Source organism: Mesorhizobium sp. M1403, assembly GCF_040317695.1.
Classification (GTDB): Bacteria; Pseudomonadota; Alphaproteobacteria; order Rhizobiales; family Rhizobiaceae; genus Mesorhizobium.
Genome location: NZ_JAMYKY010000004.1, coordinates 254979 through 271967, shown reverse-complemented (window position 1 = coordinate 271967; position 16989 = coordinate 254979). Strand labels below are relative to the sequence as shown.

General features: G+C 62.4%; 16 protein-coding genes. 4 read left to right on the top strand and 12 right to left on the bottom strand.

Translation table 11 applies throughout. The annotated features are described in order from the left end of the window. The first annotated feature begins 59 nt into the window (after positions 1-59). From NKH01_RS10840 to msrB, 4 genes are all read left to right on the top strand, one after another. On the top strand, positions 60-506 hold the full coding sequence (locus NKH01_RS10840) for a GNAT family N-acetyltransferase (protein ID WP_023719647.1): 447 nt from the start codon (positions 60-62) through the stop codon (positions 504-506). Positions 507-514: 8 nt separating this feature from the next. Beyond that, positions 515-1690: a vWA domain-containing protein gene (locus NKH01_RS10835; protein WP_353020139.1), complete on the top strand. Its 1176-nt coding sequence runs from the start codon at positions 515-517 to the stop codon at positions 1688-1690. Next, complete coding sequence (locus NKH01_RS10830; protein WP_353020138.1) at positions 1691-2512, top strand: MBL fold metallo-hydrolase; 822 nt, start codon at positions 1691-1693, stop codon at positions 2510-2512. Positions 2513-2620: 108 nt separating this feature from the next. Further along, positions 2621-3025, top strand: a complete 405-nt coding sequence (gene msrB, locus NKH01_RS10825) for a peptide-methionine (R)-S-oxide reductase MsrB (protein WP_027152870.1) — start codon at positions 2621-2623, stop codon at positions 3023-3025. A 3-nt stretch (positions 3026-3028) separates the two neighbouring features. Here the strand turns inward: msrB and NKH01_RS10820 are convergent, their stop codons facing one another. From NKH01_RS10820 to NKH01_RS10765, 12 genes are all read right to left on the bottom strand, one after another. Continuing rightward, a complete protein-coding gene (locus tag NKH01_RS10820) occupies positions 3029-3343 on the bottom strand; it encodes a hypothetical protein (protein WP_023719651.1) in 315 nt (104 codons plus the stop codon). Between the two features lie 71 nt (positions 3344-3414). Then, positions 3415-3855, bottom strand: coding sequence for a hypothetical protein (locus NKH01_RS10815; RefSeq protein ID WP_353020136.1), 441 nt, complete (start codon positions 3853-3855; stop codon positions 3415-3417). Between the two features lie 51 nt (positions 3856-3906). After that, positions 3907-4167 (bottom strand): DUF2312 domain-containing protein, encoded by a 261-nt coding sequence (locus NKH01_RS10810; RefSeq protein WP_353020135.1) that lies wholly within the window; start codon positions 4165-4167, stop codon positions 3907-3909. A 161-nt stretch (positions 4168-4328) separates the two neighbouring features. Beyond that, positions 4329-7787: a pyruvate carboxylase gene (pyc, locus tag NKH01_RS10805; protein WP_352787925.1), complete on the bottom strand. Its 3459-nt coding sequence runs from the start codon at positions 7785-7787 to the stop codon at positions 4329-4331. A gap of 174 nt (positions 7788-7961) precedes the next feature. After that, a complete protein-coding gene (locus tag NKH01_RS10800) occupies positions 7962-9080 on the bottom strand; it encodes a branched-chain amino acid ABC transporter substrate-binding protein (protein WP_023719655.1) in 1119 nt (372 codons plus the stop codon). Positions 9081-9220: 140 nt separating this feature from the next. Beyond that, positions 9221-9568: a DUF6867 family protein gene (locus tag NKH01_RS10795; protein ID WP_023719656.1), complete on the bottom strand. Its 348-nt coding sequence runs from the start codon at positions 9566-9568 to the stop codon at positions 9221-9223. Positions 9569-9585: 17 nt separating this feature from the next. Next, entirely contained in the window at positions 9586-10314 is a 729-nt protein-coding gene (locus NKH01_RS10790) for an ABC transporter ATP-binding protein (RefSeq protein WP_023719657.1), read from the bottom strand. After that, positions 10314-11825, bottom strand: coding sequence for an ATP-binding cassette domain-containing protein (locus NKH01_RS10785; protein ID WP_023719658.1), 1512 nt, complete (start codon positions 11823-11825; stop codon positions 10314-10316). Before NKH01_RS10785 ends, NKH01_RS10790 begins: the two co-directional genes overlap by 1 nt. Then, on the bottom strand, positions 11825-13420 hold the full coding sequence (gene livM, locus NKH01_RS10780) for a high-affinity branched-chain amino acid ABC transporter permease LivM (protein ID WP_353020133.1): 1596 nt from the start codon (positions 13418-13420) through the stop codon (positions 11825-11827). The genes NKH01_RS10785 and livM overlap by 1 nt, the downstream gene beginning before the upstream one ends. Before the next feature lie 4 nt (positions 13421-13424). Continuing rightward, complete coding sequence (locus NKH01_RS10775) at positions 13425-14327, bottom strand: branched-chain amino acid ABC transporter permease (RefSeq protein ID WP_023719660.1); 903 nt, start codon at positions 14325-14327, stop codon at positions 13425-13427. Positions 14328-14661: 334 nt separating this feature from the next. After that, positions 14662-15663: a 4-hydroxyproline epimerase gene (locus tag NKH01_RS10770; RefSeq protein ID WP_023719661.1), complete on the bottom strand. Its 1002-nt coding sequence runs from the start codon at positions 15661-15663 to the stop codon at positions 14662-14664. A gap of 28 nt (positions 15664-15691) precedes the next feature. Beyond that, complete coding sequence (locus NKH01_RS10765) at positions 15692-16942, bottom strand: NAD(P)/FAD-dependent oxidoreductase (protein WP_353020132.1); 1251 nt, start codon at positions 16940-16942, stop codon at positions 15692-15694. Positions 16943-16989 lie beyond the last annotated feature (47 nt).

Genomic DNA, 16989 nt, shown 5'->3' with positions numbered 1-16989 from the left:
CGTTGCCCTTGGCCAGGCACGGAGGCAGCTTCGGGTTGCCGACTTCAGAGGGAAATGAAATGACCGAGATCACCGTCCGCCCATTGGCGCAATCCGACCATGCCGATTGGCGGCGTCTGTGGACCGCCTACCTCACCTTCTACGAAACCAAGTTGCCGGAAGCGGTTTACGCCGTCACCTGGAAGCGGCTGTTCACGGCGGGCGAGTTCGAGCCGAAAGGCTTCATCGCCACCCTCGACGGCAAGGCCGTCGGCCTGACGCACTATCTCTACCATCGCTCCTGCTGGTCGGAGATAAACAACTGCTATCTGCAGGACCTGTTTGCCGACCCCGATGTGCGCGGCAAGGGCGTCGGCGCCGCCCTGATCGAAGCGGTCAGGCAGGAAGCCGGCAAGATCGGCGTCAAGAACGTCTACTGGATGACGCACGAGACCAACACCACCGCACGCAAGCTCTACGACCATGTGGCGCGCAGGACCGGCTTCATCGAGTATGATCTGCTGTAGACCGTGAGATGTTCATCCCCTTCTTCCTCGAACTGAAGGCAGCGCGGGTTCCGGTCTCGCTCCGCGAATATCTGTCGCTGCTGGAGGGGCTGGAGGCCGGGCTGGTCGACTATGATGTCGAGGGCTTTTACTATCTCGCCCGCGCCGCTCTGGTGAAGGACGAGCGCCACATCGACCGCTTCGACCAGGTCTTTTCGCACATCTTCAAAGGTGTCGAGGCGCGGGCTGGCGAAAACCCGGTCGATGTCGCAAACATCCCGGAGGAATGGCTGCGGAGGCTTGCCGAAAAGCACCTGACCGATGAGGAGAAGAAGCTGGTCGAGGCGCTGGGCGGCTTCGAAAAGCTGATGGCGAGGCTGAAGAAGCGGCTGGAGGAGCAAAAGGGTTCGAAATGGATCGGCACCGGCGGCACCTCGCCCTTCGGCGCCTATGGCTACAATCCCGAAGGCGTGCGCATCGGCCAGCACGAAAGCCGCAACCGCCGCGCGGTAAAAGTCTGGGACAAACGCGAGTTCAGGAACTTCGACGATGCCGTCGAACTCGGCACCCGCAACATCAAGGTCGCGCTGAAGCGCTTGCGCCGCTGGGTGCGCGAAGGTGCCGAAGAGGAATTCGACCTGCCAGGGACCATCCACGCCACCGCCGAGCACGGATATCTCGACGTTAAGACACAACCCGAACGTCGCAATGCGGTCAAGCTGCTGATGTTCTTCGATGTCGGCGGCTCGATGGACGACCACATCAGGAGCGTCGAGGAGCTATTTTCGGCTGCCCGCGCCGAATTCCGCCAGCTCGAATATTTCTATTTCCACAACTGCCTCTACGAGGGCGTGTGGAAGGACAATCGCCGCCGCCATGCCGAGGTGATTCCGACCTTCGATCTCCTGCATAAATATGGCCCCGACTACAAGGTGATTGTCGTCGGCGACGCCTCGATGAGCCCCTACGAGATCGCCCATCCCGGCGGCTCGGTCGAGCACTGGAACAAGGAGGCCGGCGCCGTCTGGCTCGGCCGGTTGCTGCAGCAATGGCCAAATGCGGTATGGCTCAATCCTGAAAGCGAAAAGCACTGGGGTTTTACCCATTCGATTGCCATGATCCGCGATATTTTTGACGGCCGCATGTTTCCACTGACGCTCGCCGGCCTCGAAGCCGCGACGAAGCAACTTTCAAGGAAGCACTGAATGGATCCACGCAAAACAGGAAGGTCGACCTGTTTCCTTTGCCTGCAATGCGGTGTCCAGTTCGCGGCGACAGCGACGCCGCCGCGACATTGCCCGATCTGCGAGGACGAGCGGCAATATGTGCGTTGGGAGGGCCAGGCCTGGACCACGCCGGAAGAGCTCGCCGCCGGCCATCGGCTCGCGATGAGAGACGACGCCGGCGTGCTCGCCTTCGGCATCGAGCCGCGCTTCGCCATCGGCCAGCGGGCATTGCTGGCGCAAACGCCGCACGGCAATGTGCTGTGGGACTGCATTTCGATTGTCAGCGACGAGGCGGTGGCCGAGATCAAGCGCCGGGGCGGCCTCGTCGCGATCGCCATTTCGCACTGCCATTATTATTCGGCAATGGTCGAGTGGAGCGAGGCGTTTGGCGGCGTGCCGATTTATCTGCACGCCGATGATCGTCAGTGGATCATGCGGCCGCATCCGGCGATCATCAGCTGGCAAGGCGAGACGCGCGCCATAAACCCGTCGCTGACGCTCATCCGCTGCGGCGGCCACTTTGCCGGTGGCCAGGTGCTGCACTGGAAGCGCGACGGCGGCAATGCCATCCTGGCCGGCGACATCGTGCAGGTGACGCCGACTCGCCGCCATCTCAGCTTCATGTACAGCTACCCGCACTACATCCCGCTCAACGCTTCGAAAGTGCTCGGCATCAAGGCCGCGCTGGAGCCTTTCGCGTTCGACCATATCTATGGCGCGTGGTGGAACCAGAACGTCATCGGAGATGCAAAGGCGGCATTTTCAGCATCGGTTGCGCGCTATCTCGCCGCCATCGCCTGAGGAATTCTTCGCGACAGGATAGAAATACGGGCAAACGCGGTAACAAATCCCTATTTCAGGCGAAGTTGGGAAGGCAACCCAAATAGCGACCTAAGCTAAGAGGAAAAAATGGACAGCCACACCTACCCCGTTACCCGCACCGACGCCGAATGGCGCGCCCGGCTGACGCCTGAGCAATATGCGGTGATGCGCAACCACGGCACCGAGCGGCCGGGAAGCTGCGCCCTGCTGCACGAGAAGCGCGCCGGCACCTTCTCCTGCGTCGGCTGCGACCAACCCTTGTTTGAATCCAAGCTGAAATTCGAGAGCGGCACAGGCTGGCCGAGCTTCAACGATCCGGTGCCGGGCTCGGTCGAGACCACCGTCGACCGCAGCTACGGCATGGTCCGCACCGAATGCCATTGCGCCCGCTGCGGCAGCCATCTCGGCCACGTCTTCGAGGACGGCCCGCCGCCGACCGGTCTGCGCTATTGCATCAACGGCGTGGCGCTCAAATTCGAGCCGGCCGCCTGATCGTCAGGCCACGACCACCAGGATCAGCCACAACGTGGCGCCAAGCGTCATCAGCGAGGCCTTGGCGCCACTTGATTTTCCGGCAGTTCGCCAAACGGCAAAAGTCAGGAAGATGTTGTAGGGCACCGGCGCGAAATGCACCGCCAGAACCAGCGCAAGCGGCAGCTTCAGCCCGAGCAGAATGAGCGCCACCACCGACGACGCGACGTTGATCGCTGTGCCGACAACAACCAGGTCGCGCCAGAACAGCCGATCGAGCGGCACGCCGCCGAGCCAGCGTGAGCGGAAGAAGGCGGCAACGCGCGACATGATCGTCATCGATCCACCGGCTCCCTCGCTCTGCTCACCAGCGCAACCCTTCCACAAGGATTGCGTCTGGAAACCCTGCTTTATTCCTGACCCAGAACTTCGGCAATCGCGCGCTCGAAACGCGAGGCTTCCGTCACCAGCCAGTCGGTCATCGCCGGCCAATTGTCTTCGGCAAAACAATTCACCCGCCACATCGAATTGATGCCGAGGCCGTCGCAACTTTGTTCTGGCCTGAGCTTCAGCCTGTCTTCGATGGCCGGCTGGAACGGCTTCAGCCGCGACCAGGCTTGCGTGGCACCGAACTTCTCGTTGCGGCCGAAGAAGACGCCGACATGATTCTGCGCAGGCGCGACGTACATGGAAAGGACCAATGCGAAGTCGGGCAGCCCACGCTGCCAGAACCACGGTCCACGCCTCGCCAGCAGAGCCCTTTCATCCGGATGCCGTTCCGCGAACAGCGTCCAGAAGCTGCGTTGGCGGAATTCAGAGGCGCGGCGGGCGTCAAAATCGAATTCGCTCATGGTTCGAACCGTCGAGGGGCGCCGCAACCGGCGCCCAAGGCTGTTATCGGCCTACACCATTCCAAGCGCGGTTTTGTACAGATCGAGGATGGACTCCTCTTCCTGCCGCTCGGCCTGGTCCTTCTTGCGCAGCCGGATGATCGACCGCATCGCCTTGGTGTCAAATCCGGTGCCCTTGGCCTCGGCGAACACTTCCTTGATGTCGTCGGCAATCGTCTTCTTCTCTTCCTCGAGCCGCTCGATGCGTTCGATGAAGGCGCGCAGCTGGCCGGCGGCAACAGTCTGGCTGGTTTCGGTGATGTCGTCGGCCATATTCTTCACTCCGCGTCGTTTCTCGCCGCGACTCACGGGGACCCGAGCGGCGAATTGCAGCGGTTCGATGCCCGACCGGGCGCGGCGGGTCAAGGTGCTATCGATGCGGCATGAAGGGGCTGCTGCCAGGCGCCGACAAGGCTCTCTGATGCCGGCCTATTTCACCCGAACGCGATCAGCAGATCCTTGGCATCGATCTGGTCGCCGGCCTTGACCAGCACCTCGGCTATGGTGCCGTCGCGTTCGGCATGCAACGCCGTTTCCATCTTCATCGCTTCGATCGACAGCAGCACGTCGCCGGCCTTCACCGCCTGGCCGGCAGCGACCACAAGCGCCGAGACGACGCCAGGCATCGGCGCGCCGACATGCGCCTCATTGCCCGGCTCCGCCTTGCGCCGTGCCTTGGCAGCGGAGGCGCCATGCGCCCGGTCCGGCACCTTCACCCGGCGCGGCTGGCCGTTGAGCTCGAAGAACACGGTGACCATGCCCTTTTCGTCGACATCGCCCATGGCAAGGCAGCGCACCACCAGCGTCTTGCCTTTTTCGATGTCGACGAAAATCTCGTCTTCCGGCTTCATGCCGTAGAAATAGGTCGGCGTCGGCAGCACGCTGACCGGCCCGTAGGTCTCCTGCGCGGCGGCGAAATCCGAAAACACCTTCGGATACATCAGCCACGACGCGAACTCGAACTCACTGAGCTTGCGCTCGAGCTTTTCCTCGACCTCCCTGCGGCTGGCCGTGAGGTCCGCCGCCTTGAGCAGCGAACCCGGCCGCACCGTGATCGGCTTTTCGCCCTTCAGCACCTTCTTCTGCAATGGCTTTGGCCAGCCGCCCGGCGACTGGCCGAGGTCGCCGCGCAACATCGACACCACAGAATCCGGGAAGGCGATGTCCCGCGCCGGATTCTCGACGTCGGCGACGGTCAGGTCCTGGCTGACCATCATCAGCGCCATGTCGCCGACGACCTTGGACGACGGCGTCACCTTGACGATATCGCCGAACATCAGATTGACGTCGTGATAGGTCTGCGCCACTTCGTGCCAGCGCGTCTCCAGCCCAAGCGAGCGCGCCTGTTCCTTGAGGTTGGTGAACTGCCCGCCAGGCATTTCGTGCAGATAGACCTCCGATGCTGGCCCCTTCAGGTCGCTTTCGAAGGCGGCGTACTGGTTGCGCACCGCCTCCCAGTAGAACGAGATATTCCTGATCCATTGCGGGTCGAGGCCCGGATCGCGCTCGGTGCCCTTCAGCGCCTCGACGATCGAACCCAGGCATGGCTGCGAGGTGTTGCCAGATAGCGAATCCATCGCCGCGTCGATGCCGTCGACACCGCTCTCCACCGCTGCCAGCACGGTGGCCGCCGACAGGCCGGATGTGTCGTGCGTGTGGAAGTGGATCGGCAGGTCTGTCGCCTCGCGCAGTGCCTTGAACAGCACGCGGGCAGCACTCGGCTTTAGAAGCCCCGCCATGTCCTTGACGGCAATGATATGGGCGCCCGCCGCCTGCAATTCGCTGGCCAGGCCGACATAGTATTTCAGATCGTATTTCGCCCGCGCCGGATCGAGTATGTCGCCGGTATAGCAGATCGCCGCTTCGATCAGCTTGCCCTCGGCGCCGACCGCATCCATGGCCACACGCATGTTCTCGACCCAGTTCAGGCAGTCGAAGACGCGGAACAGGTCGATGCCGCCAGCAGCGGCCTGGTGGACGAAATGCTGGACGACGTTGTCGGGATAGTTGGTATAGCCAACGCCGTTGGCGCCACGCAGAAGCATCTGCAGCAGAAGATTGGGTGCTGCCTCGCGCACCAGCGACAGCCGCTCCCATGGATCTTCGGTGAGGAAGCGCATGGCGACGTCGAATGTTGCGCCGCCCCAGCATTCGAGTGACAAAAGCTGCGGCAGAGCGCGCGCATAGGTGCCGGCGATGCCGGCGATGTCATAGGTGCGCACACGCGTCGCGAGCAAGGATTGATGCCCGTCGCGCATTGTCGTGTCGGTGACCAGCACCTCTTTTTGCTCGCGCATCCACGCCGCGAATTTCTCCGGCCCGAGCACGTCGAGCTTCTGCTTGCTGCCGTCAGGCACATTGCCGTTGAGATATGGCACCACCGGTGGCGCCGCATCTGCTTTTGGCTGCGGCCGGCCGCGCGTCTCGGGATGGCCATTGACCGAAACGTCGGCAAGATAGTTGAGCAGCTTGGTCGCGCGGTCCTGCCGCTTCACGCTGGCGAACAGTTCCGGCGTCGTGTCGATGAACTTGGTGGTGTAGGAATTGTCGGCGAAGCTCCGGTGATTGATGATCGCCTCGAGAAAGGTGAGATTGGTCGCCACGCCCCGGATTCGGAATTCGCGCAACGCCCGGTTCATGCGGGCGATGGTCTCGGCCGGCGTCGGCGCCCACGCCGTCACCTTTTCCAGCAATGGATCGTAGAAGCGGGTGATGACCGCGCCCGAATAGGCGGTGCCCCCATCAAGGCGGATGCCGAAGCCGGTGGCGCCGCGATAGGCGGTGATGCGGCCATAGTCGGGGATGAAATTATGCTCGGGGTCTTCAGTGGTGATGCGGCACTGCAGCGCGTGCCCGTTGAGCCTGATGTCCTTCTGCGTCGGCACGCCCGATTCCGCCGTGCCGATGGCAAAGCCGTCGAGTATGTGGATCTGTGCTTTGACGATGTCGATGCCGGTCACTTGTTCGGTGACGGTGTGCTCGACCTGGATGCGCGGATTGACCTCGATGAAATAGAATTTTCCGGTATCGGCATCCTGCAGGAACTCGACCGTGCCGGCGCCGATATAGCTGGTTTCGCGCGCGATCCTCAGCGCGTAGCCGCAAAGCTCCTCGCGCTGCGACATTTCGAGATAGGGCGCCGGCGCCCGCTCGACCACTTTCTGGTTGCGGCGCTGGATCGAACAATCGCGCTCGAATAGGTGCACGGCGTTGCCATGCGTGTCGCCCAGCACCTGCACCTCGACATGGCGGGCGCGCTCGATCAGCTTCTCGAGATAGACCTCGTCCTTGCCGAAAGCCGCCTTCGCCTCACGCTTGCCTTCCATCACCTCGCGGGCGAGATCGGCCTCGGAGCGGATGGCGCGCATGCCGCGGCCGCCGCCGCCCCAGGACGCCTTGAGCATCACCGGGTAGCCGATCGTCCTGGCGAGTTCCTTCACCGCCGCCATGTCGTCCGGCAAGGGATCGGTGGCGGGAATTACCGGCACACCGACTTCGATTGCGAGATTGCGGGCGGCGACCTTGTTGCCCAGCCTGCGCATCGTATCCGGCTTTGGCCCGATGAAGATGATGCCGGCCGTGGCGCAGGCCTCGGCGAATTCCGGGCTCTCCGACAGCAGGCCGTAGCCTGGATGGATGGCATCGGCGCCCGAAAGCCTGGCGACGCGGATAACCTCCTCGATCGACAGATAGCTTTCGATCGGCCCCATATCCCTGGTCAGGTGCGGCCCGCGCCCGACCTGGTAGCTTTCGTCGGCCTTGAAGCGATGCAGGGAGTATTTGTCTTCCTCCGCCCAGATGGCCACGGTTTTGAGGCCGAGTTCATTAGCCGCGCGGAAGACGCGGATGGCAATTTCGGAGCGGTTGGCGACAAGGATCTTCGAGATTGCCAAGGACAGGGCTCCGGACACGGGGAAGGGAACTGCCGGACATGATTAGCGCGAAAATGCTGCAGTGCAAACAAAATCGGGCAGCGGCTAAACCGATTTAAATCAACTCGATGTCGTCAAAACGGAAATGCCCGGCGCAAGCGCCGGGCATCTCCAAAATTATCGTCGTCGACAGGCTTACATCTTCTGGATGTAGGTGTACTTGCCGTCGTCGCCCTTCTTCCACTCGTACATGACGTAGCCGGGCAACGTCGGATCGCCCTTCGCGTCATAGGAGAGGTCGCCCAGAACGGTCTTGAACGGACCCTTCTCATGCAGCGCCTTGGCAACTTCCTGCGGGTCGTTCGACTTGGCAACGGTGGCTGCTTCGGCGATCGCCTGCATGGCGGCGTAGGAGTAAAGCGTGTAGGCCTCCGGTTCGAAGCCCTGCGCGCGGAACTTCTCGACGAGTTCCTTGTTCGTCGGGATCAGACGCGGATCCGGGCCGAACGTGTTCAGCGTGCCCGCAACTGCGTCGCCAGCGATCGAGGCCAGCTCGTTCGACACGATGCCGTCGCCGGAAACCAGCGTCGCCTTGAGGCCCTGGTCAGCCGCCTGGCGGATGATCAGGCCGGCTTCGGTGTGCAGGCCACCCCAATAGATGATGGAAACGCCGGCTTCCTTCATCTTGGCGATCAGCGCCGAGAAGTCCTTGTCGCCGACATTGACGCCTTCGTACATGACTTCCGTCAGGCCGGCTGCGTTCATCGCCTTCTTGGTCTCATCGGCAAGGCCCTGGCCGTAGGTCGTCTTGTCGTGGATGACCGCGATCTTGGCATCCTTGAAGTTCGCCGCGAGATAGGCGCCGGCGATGCTGCCCTGCTGGTCGTCACGTCCGCAGGTGCGGAACGTGTTCCACATGCCGCGTTCGGTGAACTTCGGATTGGTCGCGGCCGGCGTGATCTCGAGGATGCCGTTTTCCGCGTAGACTTCCGACGCCGGGATCGAGACGCCCGAGTTGAAGTGGCCAACCACGAACTTGACGCCGTCGCCGACGAACTTGTTGGCGACCGAGATGCCCTGCTTCGGATCGGAGACGTCGTCGCCGACCGAGAGCTTGATCTGCTCGCCATTGATGCCACCGGCCGCATTGATGTCGGCGACGGCCTGTTCGGCACCCTTCTGCAGCTGCGCGCCGAAGGCGGCATTCGGACCGGTGATCGGACCGGCGACGCCAACCAGGACGTCAGCCCACGCGCTGCCGCTGAACGCGATCAGCGCGGTCAGGGCGACGGCGGACAAAAGTGATTTTTTCATGTAAAACGCTCCCATTTACGGAGTGGGCGTTGGATGATGCTTTCATGCGATGCCCACTTTTACTCGCAGAAAACGTACTTTGCCGATTTTCAGGCACTTGTCACGCCGATTCATCCCCGAAACGGCGTTAATCATGAACGTCAACCTTTCGGCTTCCAGCTCAAAACCGATGCTCTTTCATAGAGCCAATTATACTGTGTCACCATCTGGTTTGTGCGCGTGTATTGATAGCCGATGAAGCCCAATATCATCAGTACGATCGTATCCACGATATAGTAATGCAGCGAGAACATCGTGCCGCCGAACAGCGCGTGATGAATGAACCTTACGCCAATGCCAAGGCCGAGCATGTAGGCGAACAATTGGAGGAAGCTGCGCCATGTCTGGGCGCTGGCCTTGCCGGTCATCCATGCCGCCCAGCCGCCGAGCAGGCAGGTGACGAAGAAGAACTGCCAGATCGAGGGTTCCTCGTAGAGAATGCCCTGCATGATGAAGTCTCCTGAACTCAGTGGTGGCCGCCTTCGAGATAGGCGGCGCGCACTTCCGGATTGGCGAGCAGCTCCTTGCCGGTGCCGCTCATCGTCACATTGCCGTTGACCATGACATAGCCGCGCGTCGCGAGCTTCAGCGCGCCGAAGGCGTTCTGCTCGACCAGGAACACTGTCAGCCCTTGGGTCCGGTTCAACTCGCGGATGGCGTCGAAGATCTGCTTCACGATCAGCGGCGCCAGGCCGAGCGACGGCTCGTCGAGCAGGAGCAGCTTCGGCCGTGCCATCAGCGCACGCCCGATCGACAGCATCTGCTGTTCGCCGCCCGACAGGGTGCCGCCGCGCTGGGCGATGCGTTCCTTCAGGCGCGGAAACAGCGTGAACACCTTCTCGACGTCCTCGTCGTAATGCTTGAGGCCGTCGAGGCTGGCGCCCATCTGCAGGTTTTCCATCACCGTCATGCGCGGGAAGATGCGCCGGCCCTCCGGCGACTGGGCGATCCGCATGCGCGCGATCTCATGCGTTGGCATCTGGGTAATATCGGTGCCGGCGAAGGTGATCGTGCCCGCCCGGGCCCGCGGAGCACCAAAAATGGTCATCATCAGCGTCGACTTGCCGGCGCCGTTGGCGCCGATCAGCGCCACGATCTCGCCCTGCCTGACGGTGACGTCGACACCGTTCAGCGCCCTGATGTTGCCGTAGTAGGTCTGGACGCCTTTGATATCGAGCAGCGTTGTGCCGGCCATCACTTGCGCCCTCCGCGCTTGCCCGCAGGTGCGGCAGCAGTCTTGCCGGCAACTGTTTTCGCAGTTTTCCCGGAAGCGTGGCTCGTTTCCACTTTCCCGGCGTCGACGCGGCGCGAAAATTCCGTCTCCTTGCCGGCGGCGAGAAGCTTGGCCTGACCAACCCAGTCCTCACGGGCGATGCGTCCGTCGAAGGCGAGATAGGCCTCGACGGCCGCGACGTCGGCTTTCTTCCATGCCGCGATCTGGTCGAAATGGAAGATGCCGTGCTGGTTAAGCTTCTTCTCGTTGACCGTGCCGATGCCCTTGATGCGGGTCAGATTGTCGGCCTCGCCGCCACGTGGCGCTGTGAGCCGGTTCGAAACGCCCGCGACCTTCGACTTGGCCGGCGCCTTAGCCGTGGAGGGTTTCGCGGTCGGCTTAGCTGCAGCGGGTTCCGCCTTGGCCGGGGGAGCGGCGGCTTGCGCTGCTGCCTTGCTTGCCGCGGCACTCGACTTTGCATCGAACTGCCCGGCTTTCGAGGCGCCTTTCGACACGGTCACGCGCTCGCCCTCGCTGTGGCCGATCGTATCGGTCACCGGTCCGGCGAGATACGAAGACGATGTGCCTGGGCCGTGCGCGGAATCGGGACCGGTGTCCAATTGCTCGATGACGTCCTCGTCGCCGACTTCGGTCAGTACCGTCTCGACTTCCTCGTCTTCGACGCCGAGATAGGCAGCGATGACGCGCGGGTCCGTGCGTACCGAATGCGGGCTGCCGTCCGATATCTTGCGCCCGTATTCGAGCACCACGACGTGGTCGGAAATCTGCATGACCACCGCCATGTCGTGCTCGATCAGCAGGATCGAGGTGCCGGTGTTGTCTTTGATGTCCATCAGCAGCGCGTTGAGCGCCATTGATTCTTTCGGATTGAGGCCGGCAGCCGGCTCGTCGAGGCAGAGCAACTCCGGACCCGTGCACATCGCCCGCGCGATCTCGAGGCGTCGTTGCGCGCCATAGGGCAGGTCGCCGGCCGGGTCGTCGGCACGGTCGACGAGATCGGCCTTCTCCAGCCAGTGCCTGGCCAGTTCGACCGACTCGGCCGATGCCTTCCGGTAGCCGCTGAAGCCGAACAGGCCGAGCACGGTGTAGCCGGACGCCTTCATCAGCTTGTTGTGCTGGGCTACCAGCAGGTTCTCGAGCAGCGTCATGCCCGAGAACAGGCGGATGTTCTGAAAGGTGCGCGCCACCTTGGCGCGTGCCGGGATTTCATGGTTCGGCAGGCGTTCGAGCAGATAGCTCGAGCCGTCGCGCCTATTGAGCGTGAGCATGCCTTCCGACGGTTTGTAGAAACCGGTGATGCAATTGAACACCGTGGTCTTGCCGGCGCCGTTCGGTCCGATCAGCGCGGTGATCTCGCCGCGCTTGGCCTGGAAGGAGAGATCGCCGATGGCGACCAGACCGCCGAATTTCATCGACAGATGGTCGACCTGCAGGATGGCATCGTTCATGGGAGATGGGTTCGTATCACTCATCAGCCGTGGCCTTCCTTGGTGAAGGAGCCGGATACGGCCTTGCTCTTCTTGAGGAAGGCTGTCGGTTCACGGCTGCCGACGAAGCCGCGCGGCTTCCACAGCATGACGATGACCATGGCCATGCCGAATAAAAGCATGCGGTAGAGTTCCGGGGTGAAGTCGGGGCCGAAGACCTGCTTCAGGAAATCGAGTTCGCGCAGCACCTCCGTGCCGCCGATCATCACCATGGCGGCGACGGCGATGCCAACCAGCGAACCCATGCCGCCAAGCACGACCATAGCCAGAATGATGGCCGACTCCAGGAAGATGAAGGATTCGGGGCTGACGAAACCTTGCCGTGCCGCGAAGAACGAGCCGGCGAAGCCGCCGAACATGGCGCCGGTGGCAAAGGCAGTGAGCTTGGTGGTGGTGGTGTTGATGCCGAGCGAGCGGCAGGCGATCTCATCCTCGCGCAGCGCTTCCCAGGCGCGGCCGACAGGCATGCGCCTTAGCCTTATCGTGACGAAGGCGGTGAGCAGGCAGAGCCCCAGGATCAGATAGTAGAGGAATATCTTGTAGTAGGCGCTCGATGTGGCGATATCCAACACCTTGGCGATATAATTCGGATCCGAAACGTTGAACGTCATCAGGCCGAAAAAGGTGACCTTGGGGATGCCGGAGATGCCGGCCGAGCCGTTCGTAACCTCGCGCCAATTGATCAGCACGAGACGAATGATCTCGCCGAAGGCAAGCGTCACGATCGCCAGATAATCGCCGCGCAGACGCAGCACCGGAAACCCGAGCAATACCCCCCAGAAGGCGGCCATGGCGCCGGCGGCGGGCAGCAGGATCCAGAACGACAGGCCAAAATGCGTGCCGAGCAGCGCATAGGCATAGGCGCCGACCGCGTAGAAGGCGACGTAGCCGAGATCGAGCAGGCCGGCGAGGCCGACGACGATGTTCAGCCCCCAGGCCAGCATCACATAGATCAGGATCTGGATGCCGAAATTGTCGACCCATTTCAGTGAACCCTGGAACCCGCCGGCCATCGACCCTGCGTACATGGCAAGCACCGCCACGACGATGATCGGGTAGAGCGCCAGTGCGGTTATGCCCAACGCCGAGAAATGGGCGAGGATGAAGGTGCGGAAATAGAACAGCACCGAGGCCAGCGCATAGATGATCGCCAGCGCCCGCGCGAAGCGCGCATAACCGGCGAGACCCGGCCCCAGCAAACCATCGAGCGAGCCGGCCAGCAGCGCCAGCACAGCCACTACGACGACGGCAGCAATGAAATACGGCAACCGGAAGAACCGCGTCGCCACGCTTTCCGGCAACAGCCCGGTGGCGATGTCGGCAATCTTCTGGTTGGCCAGGAAGGGCTGGCCGTAGGCAACGTAGAGAAAGCGGCCGAGCATGGTGGCGATCACCACGGCGGCGAGCAGGCCCCAGCGCTGTACGAGGATCAGCTCGTTGGAGATGTTCTGATCGGTCCGCAGGCCGATGAACAGCACGAACAGGCCGAGCGCGATGGCACCAGCATAAAGCGCCTCGCGCGTGGCGCGTTGCACTGGGGTGGCGACGACGCCGCGCTCCGGAGATACAGTGACCGCCATGACCTCAGACCTTTTCGACTTCTGGCCGGCCCAATATGCCGGAAGGCAGGAAGATCAGGACGATCGCCAGGATGGAGAAGGCGGCGACGTCCTTGTAGTCGATCGAGAAATAAGCCGACCACATGCTTTCGATGAAGCCGATCATCAGCCCGCCGAGCACGGCGCCGGGCAGCGAGCCGATGCCGCCGAGCACCGCCGCGGTGAACGCCTTCACGCCGGGCGTGAAACCGTCGGAGAAGGCGATGACGCCGTAATACATCAGGAACAGCGTGCCGGCGACGGCAGCAAGGGCCGCACCCATGACGAAGGTGATCGAGATGGTGCGGTCGACGTCGATGCCAAGCAACGCCGCCATCTTGCGGTCCTGCTCGCATGCCCTTTGCGCCCGGCCCAGTGAGGTCTTGTTGACCAAATACCAGAACAGCGCCAGCAGCAGCGCGGTGACGATGACGATGATGATCTGCTTCAGCGATACGCTGATGCCCTCGATGTTGTAGACCGTGGACACCATCGGCGGGATCGGCTTGTTGCGCGGCCCTTGCGTCACCTGGACGAAGTTCGACAGGGCGATCGACATGCCGATCGCGGTGATCAGCGGCGCCAGCCGGAACGAACCGCGCAAAGGCCGGTAGGCCACCTTCTCGATCGTCCAATTATACAGGCTGGTCAGCAGCATCGCGACGATCATCATGATCAGCAGCGCGATCACCACCGGCAAGGAATAGAACAATGCGCCGAGAATGAGGAAAACGATGAGGGCGGTGAATGCCCCGACCATGAAGATGTCGCCATGGGCAAAATTGATCATGCCGATGATGCCGTAGACCATCGTATAGCCGATCGCTATCAGCCCATAGATCGATCCCAGCGTCAGCCCATTGATAAGCTGCTGGACAAAATACTGCATGCTGTCGTGGCTCCCCTGGAATGTCGCCCATGCAGACGCATTCCTTTTCGTATTTCCCCTAGTCGTAAAGTTTCGAGCCCGGATTGCAACGTGATTTTTCGATGGCTATGCGTGTTTTCGCCGCACGCCGTCCGATTGCCCGTTTTATTCCCGTCCGGCCCCTGGACCATCGCGGACCCTACCATTGGCCTAACGCAATGTCTTTGACGATTCAACCGCACCATGCGCCTCGTTTCGAAGAAATCGCCGTCAAAATAAGTTGATGAGCGGGATCGTTGCGTCGTTGATCGCAATCCGTTTACGCTCTCTTTCTTCCCCTGCGTCAGCGTTTTTTCTATTTGACGACGAAGCCGTGCGCGAACGGGTCGCGGTCGTCGATGAAGATCGTGTTCAATCCGGTCATCCGTGCCCAGCCGCCGATCGACGGAATGATCGCCGGCTTGCCGGCGACGGTGACCTCTTTTTCCACCCTGCCCTTGAACAGCGAGCCGATGATCGATTCATGGACGAAGTCGTCGCCAACCCCAAGCTTGCCCTTGGCGTGAAGCTGCGCCATCCGCGCCGAGGTGCCGGTGCCGCAGGGCGAGCGGTCGATCGCCTTGTCGCCGTAGAAGACGGCGTTGCGGGCATCGGCTTGCGGGTTGGTCGGCGCACCGGTCCACAATATGTGCGACAGCTTGTCGATGCCGGGATTCTCCGGGTGGACGAAGGAATATTTCTCGTTGAGCCGCTGCCGCACCACCGGGCTCCAGGCGATCAGCTCGCCCGCCGAATGGTCGGCCATGTCGCGATAGTTCGTTTGCGGTTCGACGATGGCGTAGAAATTGCCGCCATAGGCGACATCGACGCTGATCTCGCCGAGCCCGGGGCATTCGACCGTCAGCCCCTCGGCATAGAGGAAGGACGGCACATTGGTGATGCGCACCTCCTCGACATAGTCGCCGACCTGCTTGTATTCGGCGACGACCAGGCCCGCCGGCGTATCCAGCCTGAGCACGCCCGGCGTCTTCGGTTTGATCAGCCCATGTTCGACGGCAAAGGTCACCGTGCCGATGGTGCCGTGGCCGCACATCGGCAGACAGCCGGAGGTTTCGATGAACAGGATGGCGATGTCGCAATCCTCGCGCGTCGGCGGATAGAGGATCGAGCCGGACATCACGTCATGGCCGCGCGGCTCGAACATCAGCCCGGTGCGGATCCAGTCATATTCGGCCAGGAAATGCGCTCGCCGCTCCATCATTGTCGAGCCGTTGAGCAGCGGTCCGCCGCCGGCGACCAGCCGCACCGGATTGCCGCAGGTGTGGCCGTCTATGCAGAAGAAGGAATTCTTGGCCATGCCGGCTCCCAACTGAATGTCTTCGATCTCAAAACCGTTGCGGACTGAACGGACCGAGATCGAGCGATGGACTCTGCCCGAGAACGAGCTCGCGGATCAAGCGTCCGGACGCCGCGGCCTGGGTCAGGCCGAGATGACCATGGCCGAACCCATACACCACCGACGGCGTTTTTTGCGACCGCCCGATCACCGGCAACGAATCCGGCAGCGACGGCCGGAATCCCATCCATTCGCGGCCATTGGCCGGATCCAGCCCTGGCAGGAATTTTTGCGCCTTTTCGAGCAGTGCTTTCGAGCGCGCATAATTGGGCGGCCTTTCGAGGCCGCCGAGCTCGACCGCGCCACCGACGCGCAGGCCGGTCTCGAGCGGCGTGATGACGAAGCCATGCCCGGAGAAGATCAATTGCCGCTTTACGTCGAAGGCAGTCTTCGGCAACGTCGTGTTGTAGCCACGTTCGGTCTCCAGCGGGATGCCGTCGTCGAGATGTCTCGCCAGCAGATGCGACCAGGCCCCGGCAGCGATGACGACATGCTTTGCCCGTCGCGTCGTGCCGGCGGCCATGGTCAGGATCGCGCCGTCCTGTCCCGCCTCGACACGCTCGATCCGAGTCTTTTCGAACCCCGCGCCCAATCCTTCGGCATAGGCCCAGATTGCCTTGCCGAGCAGCTTGGGGTCGGCGACGGTCTTCCACCCCGGCACGAACGTGCCCTTGACGAAGCGCGGCGACAGGCCGGGCTGCAAGGCGGCGAGAGCGCTGCCTTCGACATGGCTGAAGCCGATGCCGAAGCGCTGCCTTGCCGCCCAGCCGGGCAGCGACGCCTTGAACTCAGCCTCGCTTTCGTAGAGTTCGAGCGAGCCGTCCTCGTGCAGCATCGGCCGTGTGCCGGAACGGTCGAGCAAGCCCATCCATTCCGCCTCGGCGAGCTTCATCATCCCGGCCTGCGCGGCAAGGCCGGCTTCATAGCGGTCGCTTCGGCCGGCCCGCCAGAAGCGGACCAGCCAGGGCAACAGCTTCGGCAGATAGGCGGGCGGAATGCTGAGCGGGCCTAGCGGGTCGGCGAGCCATTTCGGCAACTGCCTGATCATGCCCTTGTGAGCCAGCGGCAGCACATCGGAGAACGCCAAGGCAGCGGCATTGCCGGAGCTGGTTTCCTCGCAGATCCCCGTCCGATCGAAAATCGTGACGTTTCGCCCCGCCTCGGCCAGAAAGCCGGCGGCGCAGATGCCGATAATGCCGCCACCAATGATGGCAACATCGAGCGTAGCATTATCATTCATTGCCATGCGCCGCGCTGCACATCTGCAAATACCCTCGAAGGGACTGG

Bases quoted from the DNA above. Each gene is read 5' to 3' on its own strand.
- NKH01_RS10765 (WP_353020132.1), bottom strand. From the start codon at position 16,942: ATGAATGATAATGCTACGCTCGATGTTGCCATCATTGGTGGCGGCATT.
- NKH01_RS10800 (WP_023719655.1), bottom strand. From the start codon at position 9,080: ATGAAAAAATCACTTTTGTCCGCCGTCGCCCTGACCGCGCTGATCGCG.
- NKH01_RS10810 (WP_353020135.1), bottom strand. From the start codon at position 4,167: ATGGCCGACGACATCACCGAAACCAGCCAGACTGTTGCCGCCGGCCAG.
- NKH01_RS10790 (WP_023719657.1), bottom strand. From the start codon at position 10,314: ATGGCCGGCACAACGCTGCTCGATATCAAAGGCGTCCAGACCTACTAC.
- NKH01_RS10820 (WP_023719651.1), bottom strand. From the start codon at position 3,343: ATGACGATCATGTCGCGCGTTGCCGCCTTCTTCCGCTCACGCTGGCTC.
- NKH01_RS10830 (WP_353020138.1), top strand. From the start codon at position 1,691: ATGGATCCACGCAAAACAGGAAGGTCGACCTGTTTCCTTTGCCTGCAA.
- NKH01_RS10815 (WP_353020136.1), bottom strand. From the start codon at position 3,855: ATGAGCGAATTCGATTTTGACGCCCGCCGCGCCTCTGAATTCCGCCAA.
- NKH01_RS10835 (WP_353020139.1), top strand. From the start codon at position 515: ATGTTCATCCCCTTCTTCCTCGAACTGAAGGCAGCGCGGGTTCCGGTC.
- msrB (WP_027152870.1), top strand. From the start codon at position 2,621: ATGGACAGCCACACCTACCCCGTTACCCGCACCGACGCCGAATGGCGC.
- livM (WP_353020133.1), bottom strand. From the start codon at position 13,420: ATGGCGGTCACTGTATCTCCGGAGCGCGGCGTCGTCGCCACCCCAGTG.
- NKH01_RS10775 (WP_023719660.1), bottom strand. From the start codon at position 14,327: ATGCAGTATTTTGTCCAGCAGCTTATCAATGGGCTGACGCTGGGATCG.
- NKH01_RS10770 (WP_023719661.1), bottom strand. From the start codon at position 15,663: ATGGCCAAGAATTCCTTCTTCTGCATAGACGGCCACACCTGCGGCAAT.
- NKH01_RS10795 (WP_023719656.1), bottom strand. From the start codon at position 9,568: ATGCAGGGCATTCTCTACGAGGAACCCTCGATCTGGCAGTTCTTCTTC.
- NKH01_RS10840 (WP_023719647.1), top strand. From the start codon at position 60: ATGACCGAGATCACCGTCCGCCCATTGGCGCAATCCGACCATGCCGAT.
- NKH01_RS10785 (WP_023719658.1), bottom strand. From the start codon at position 11,825: ATGAGTGATACGAACCCATCTCCCATGAACGATGCCATCCTGCAGGTC.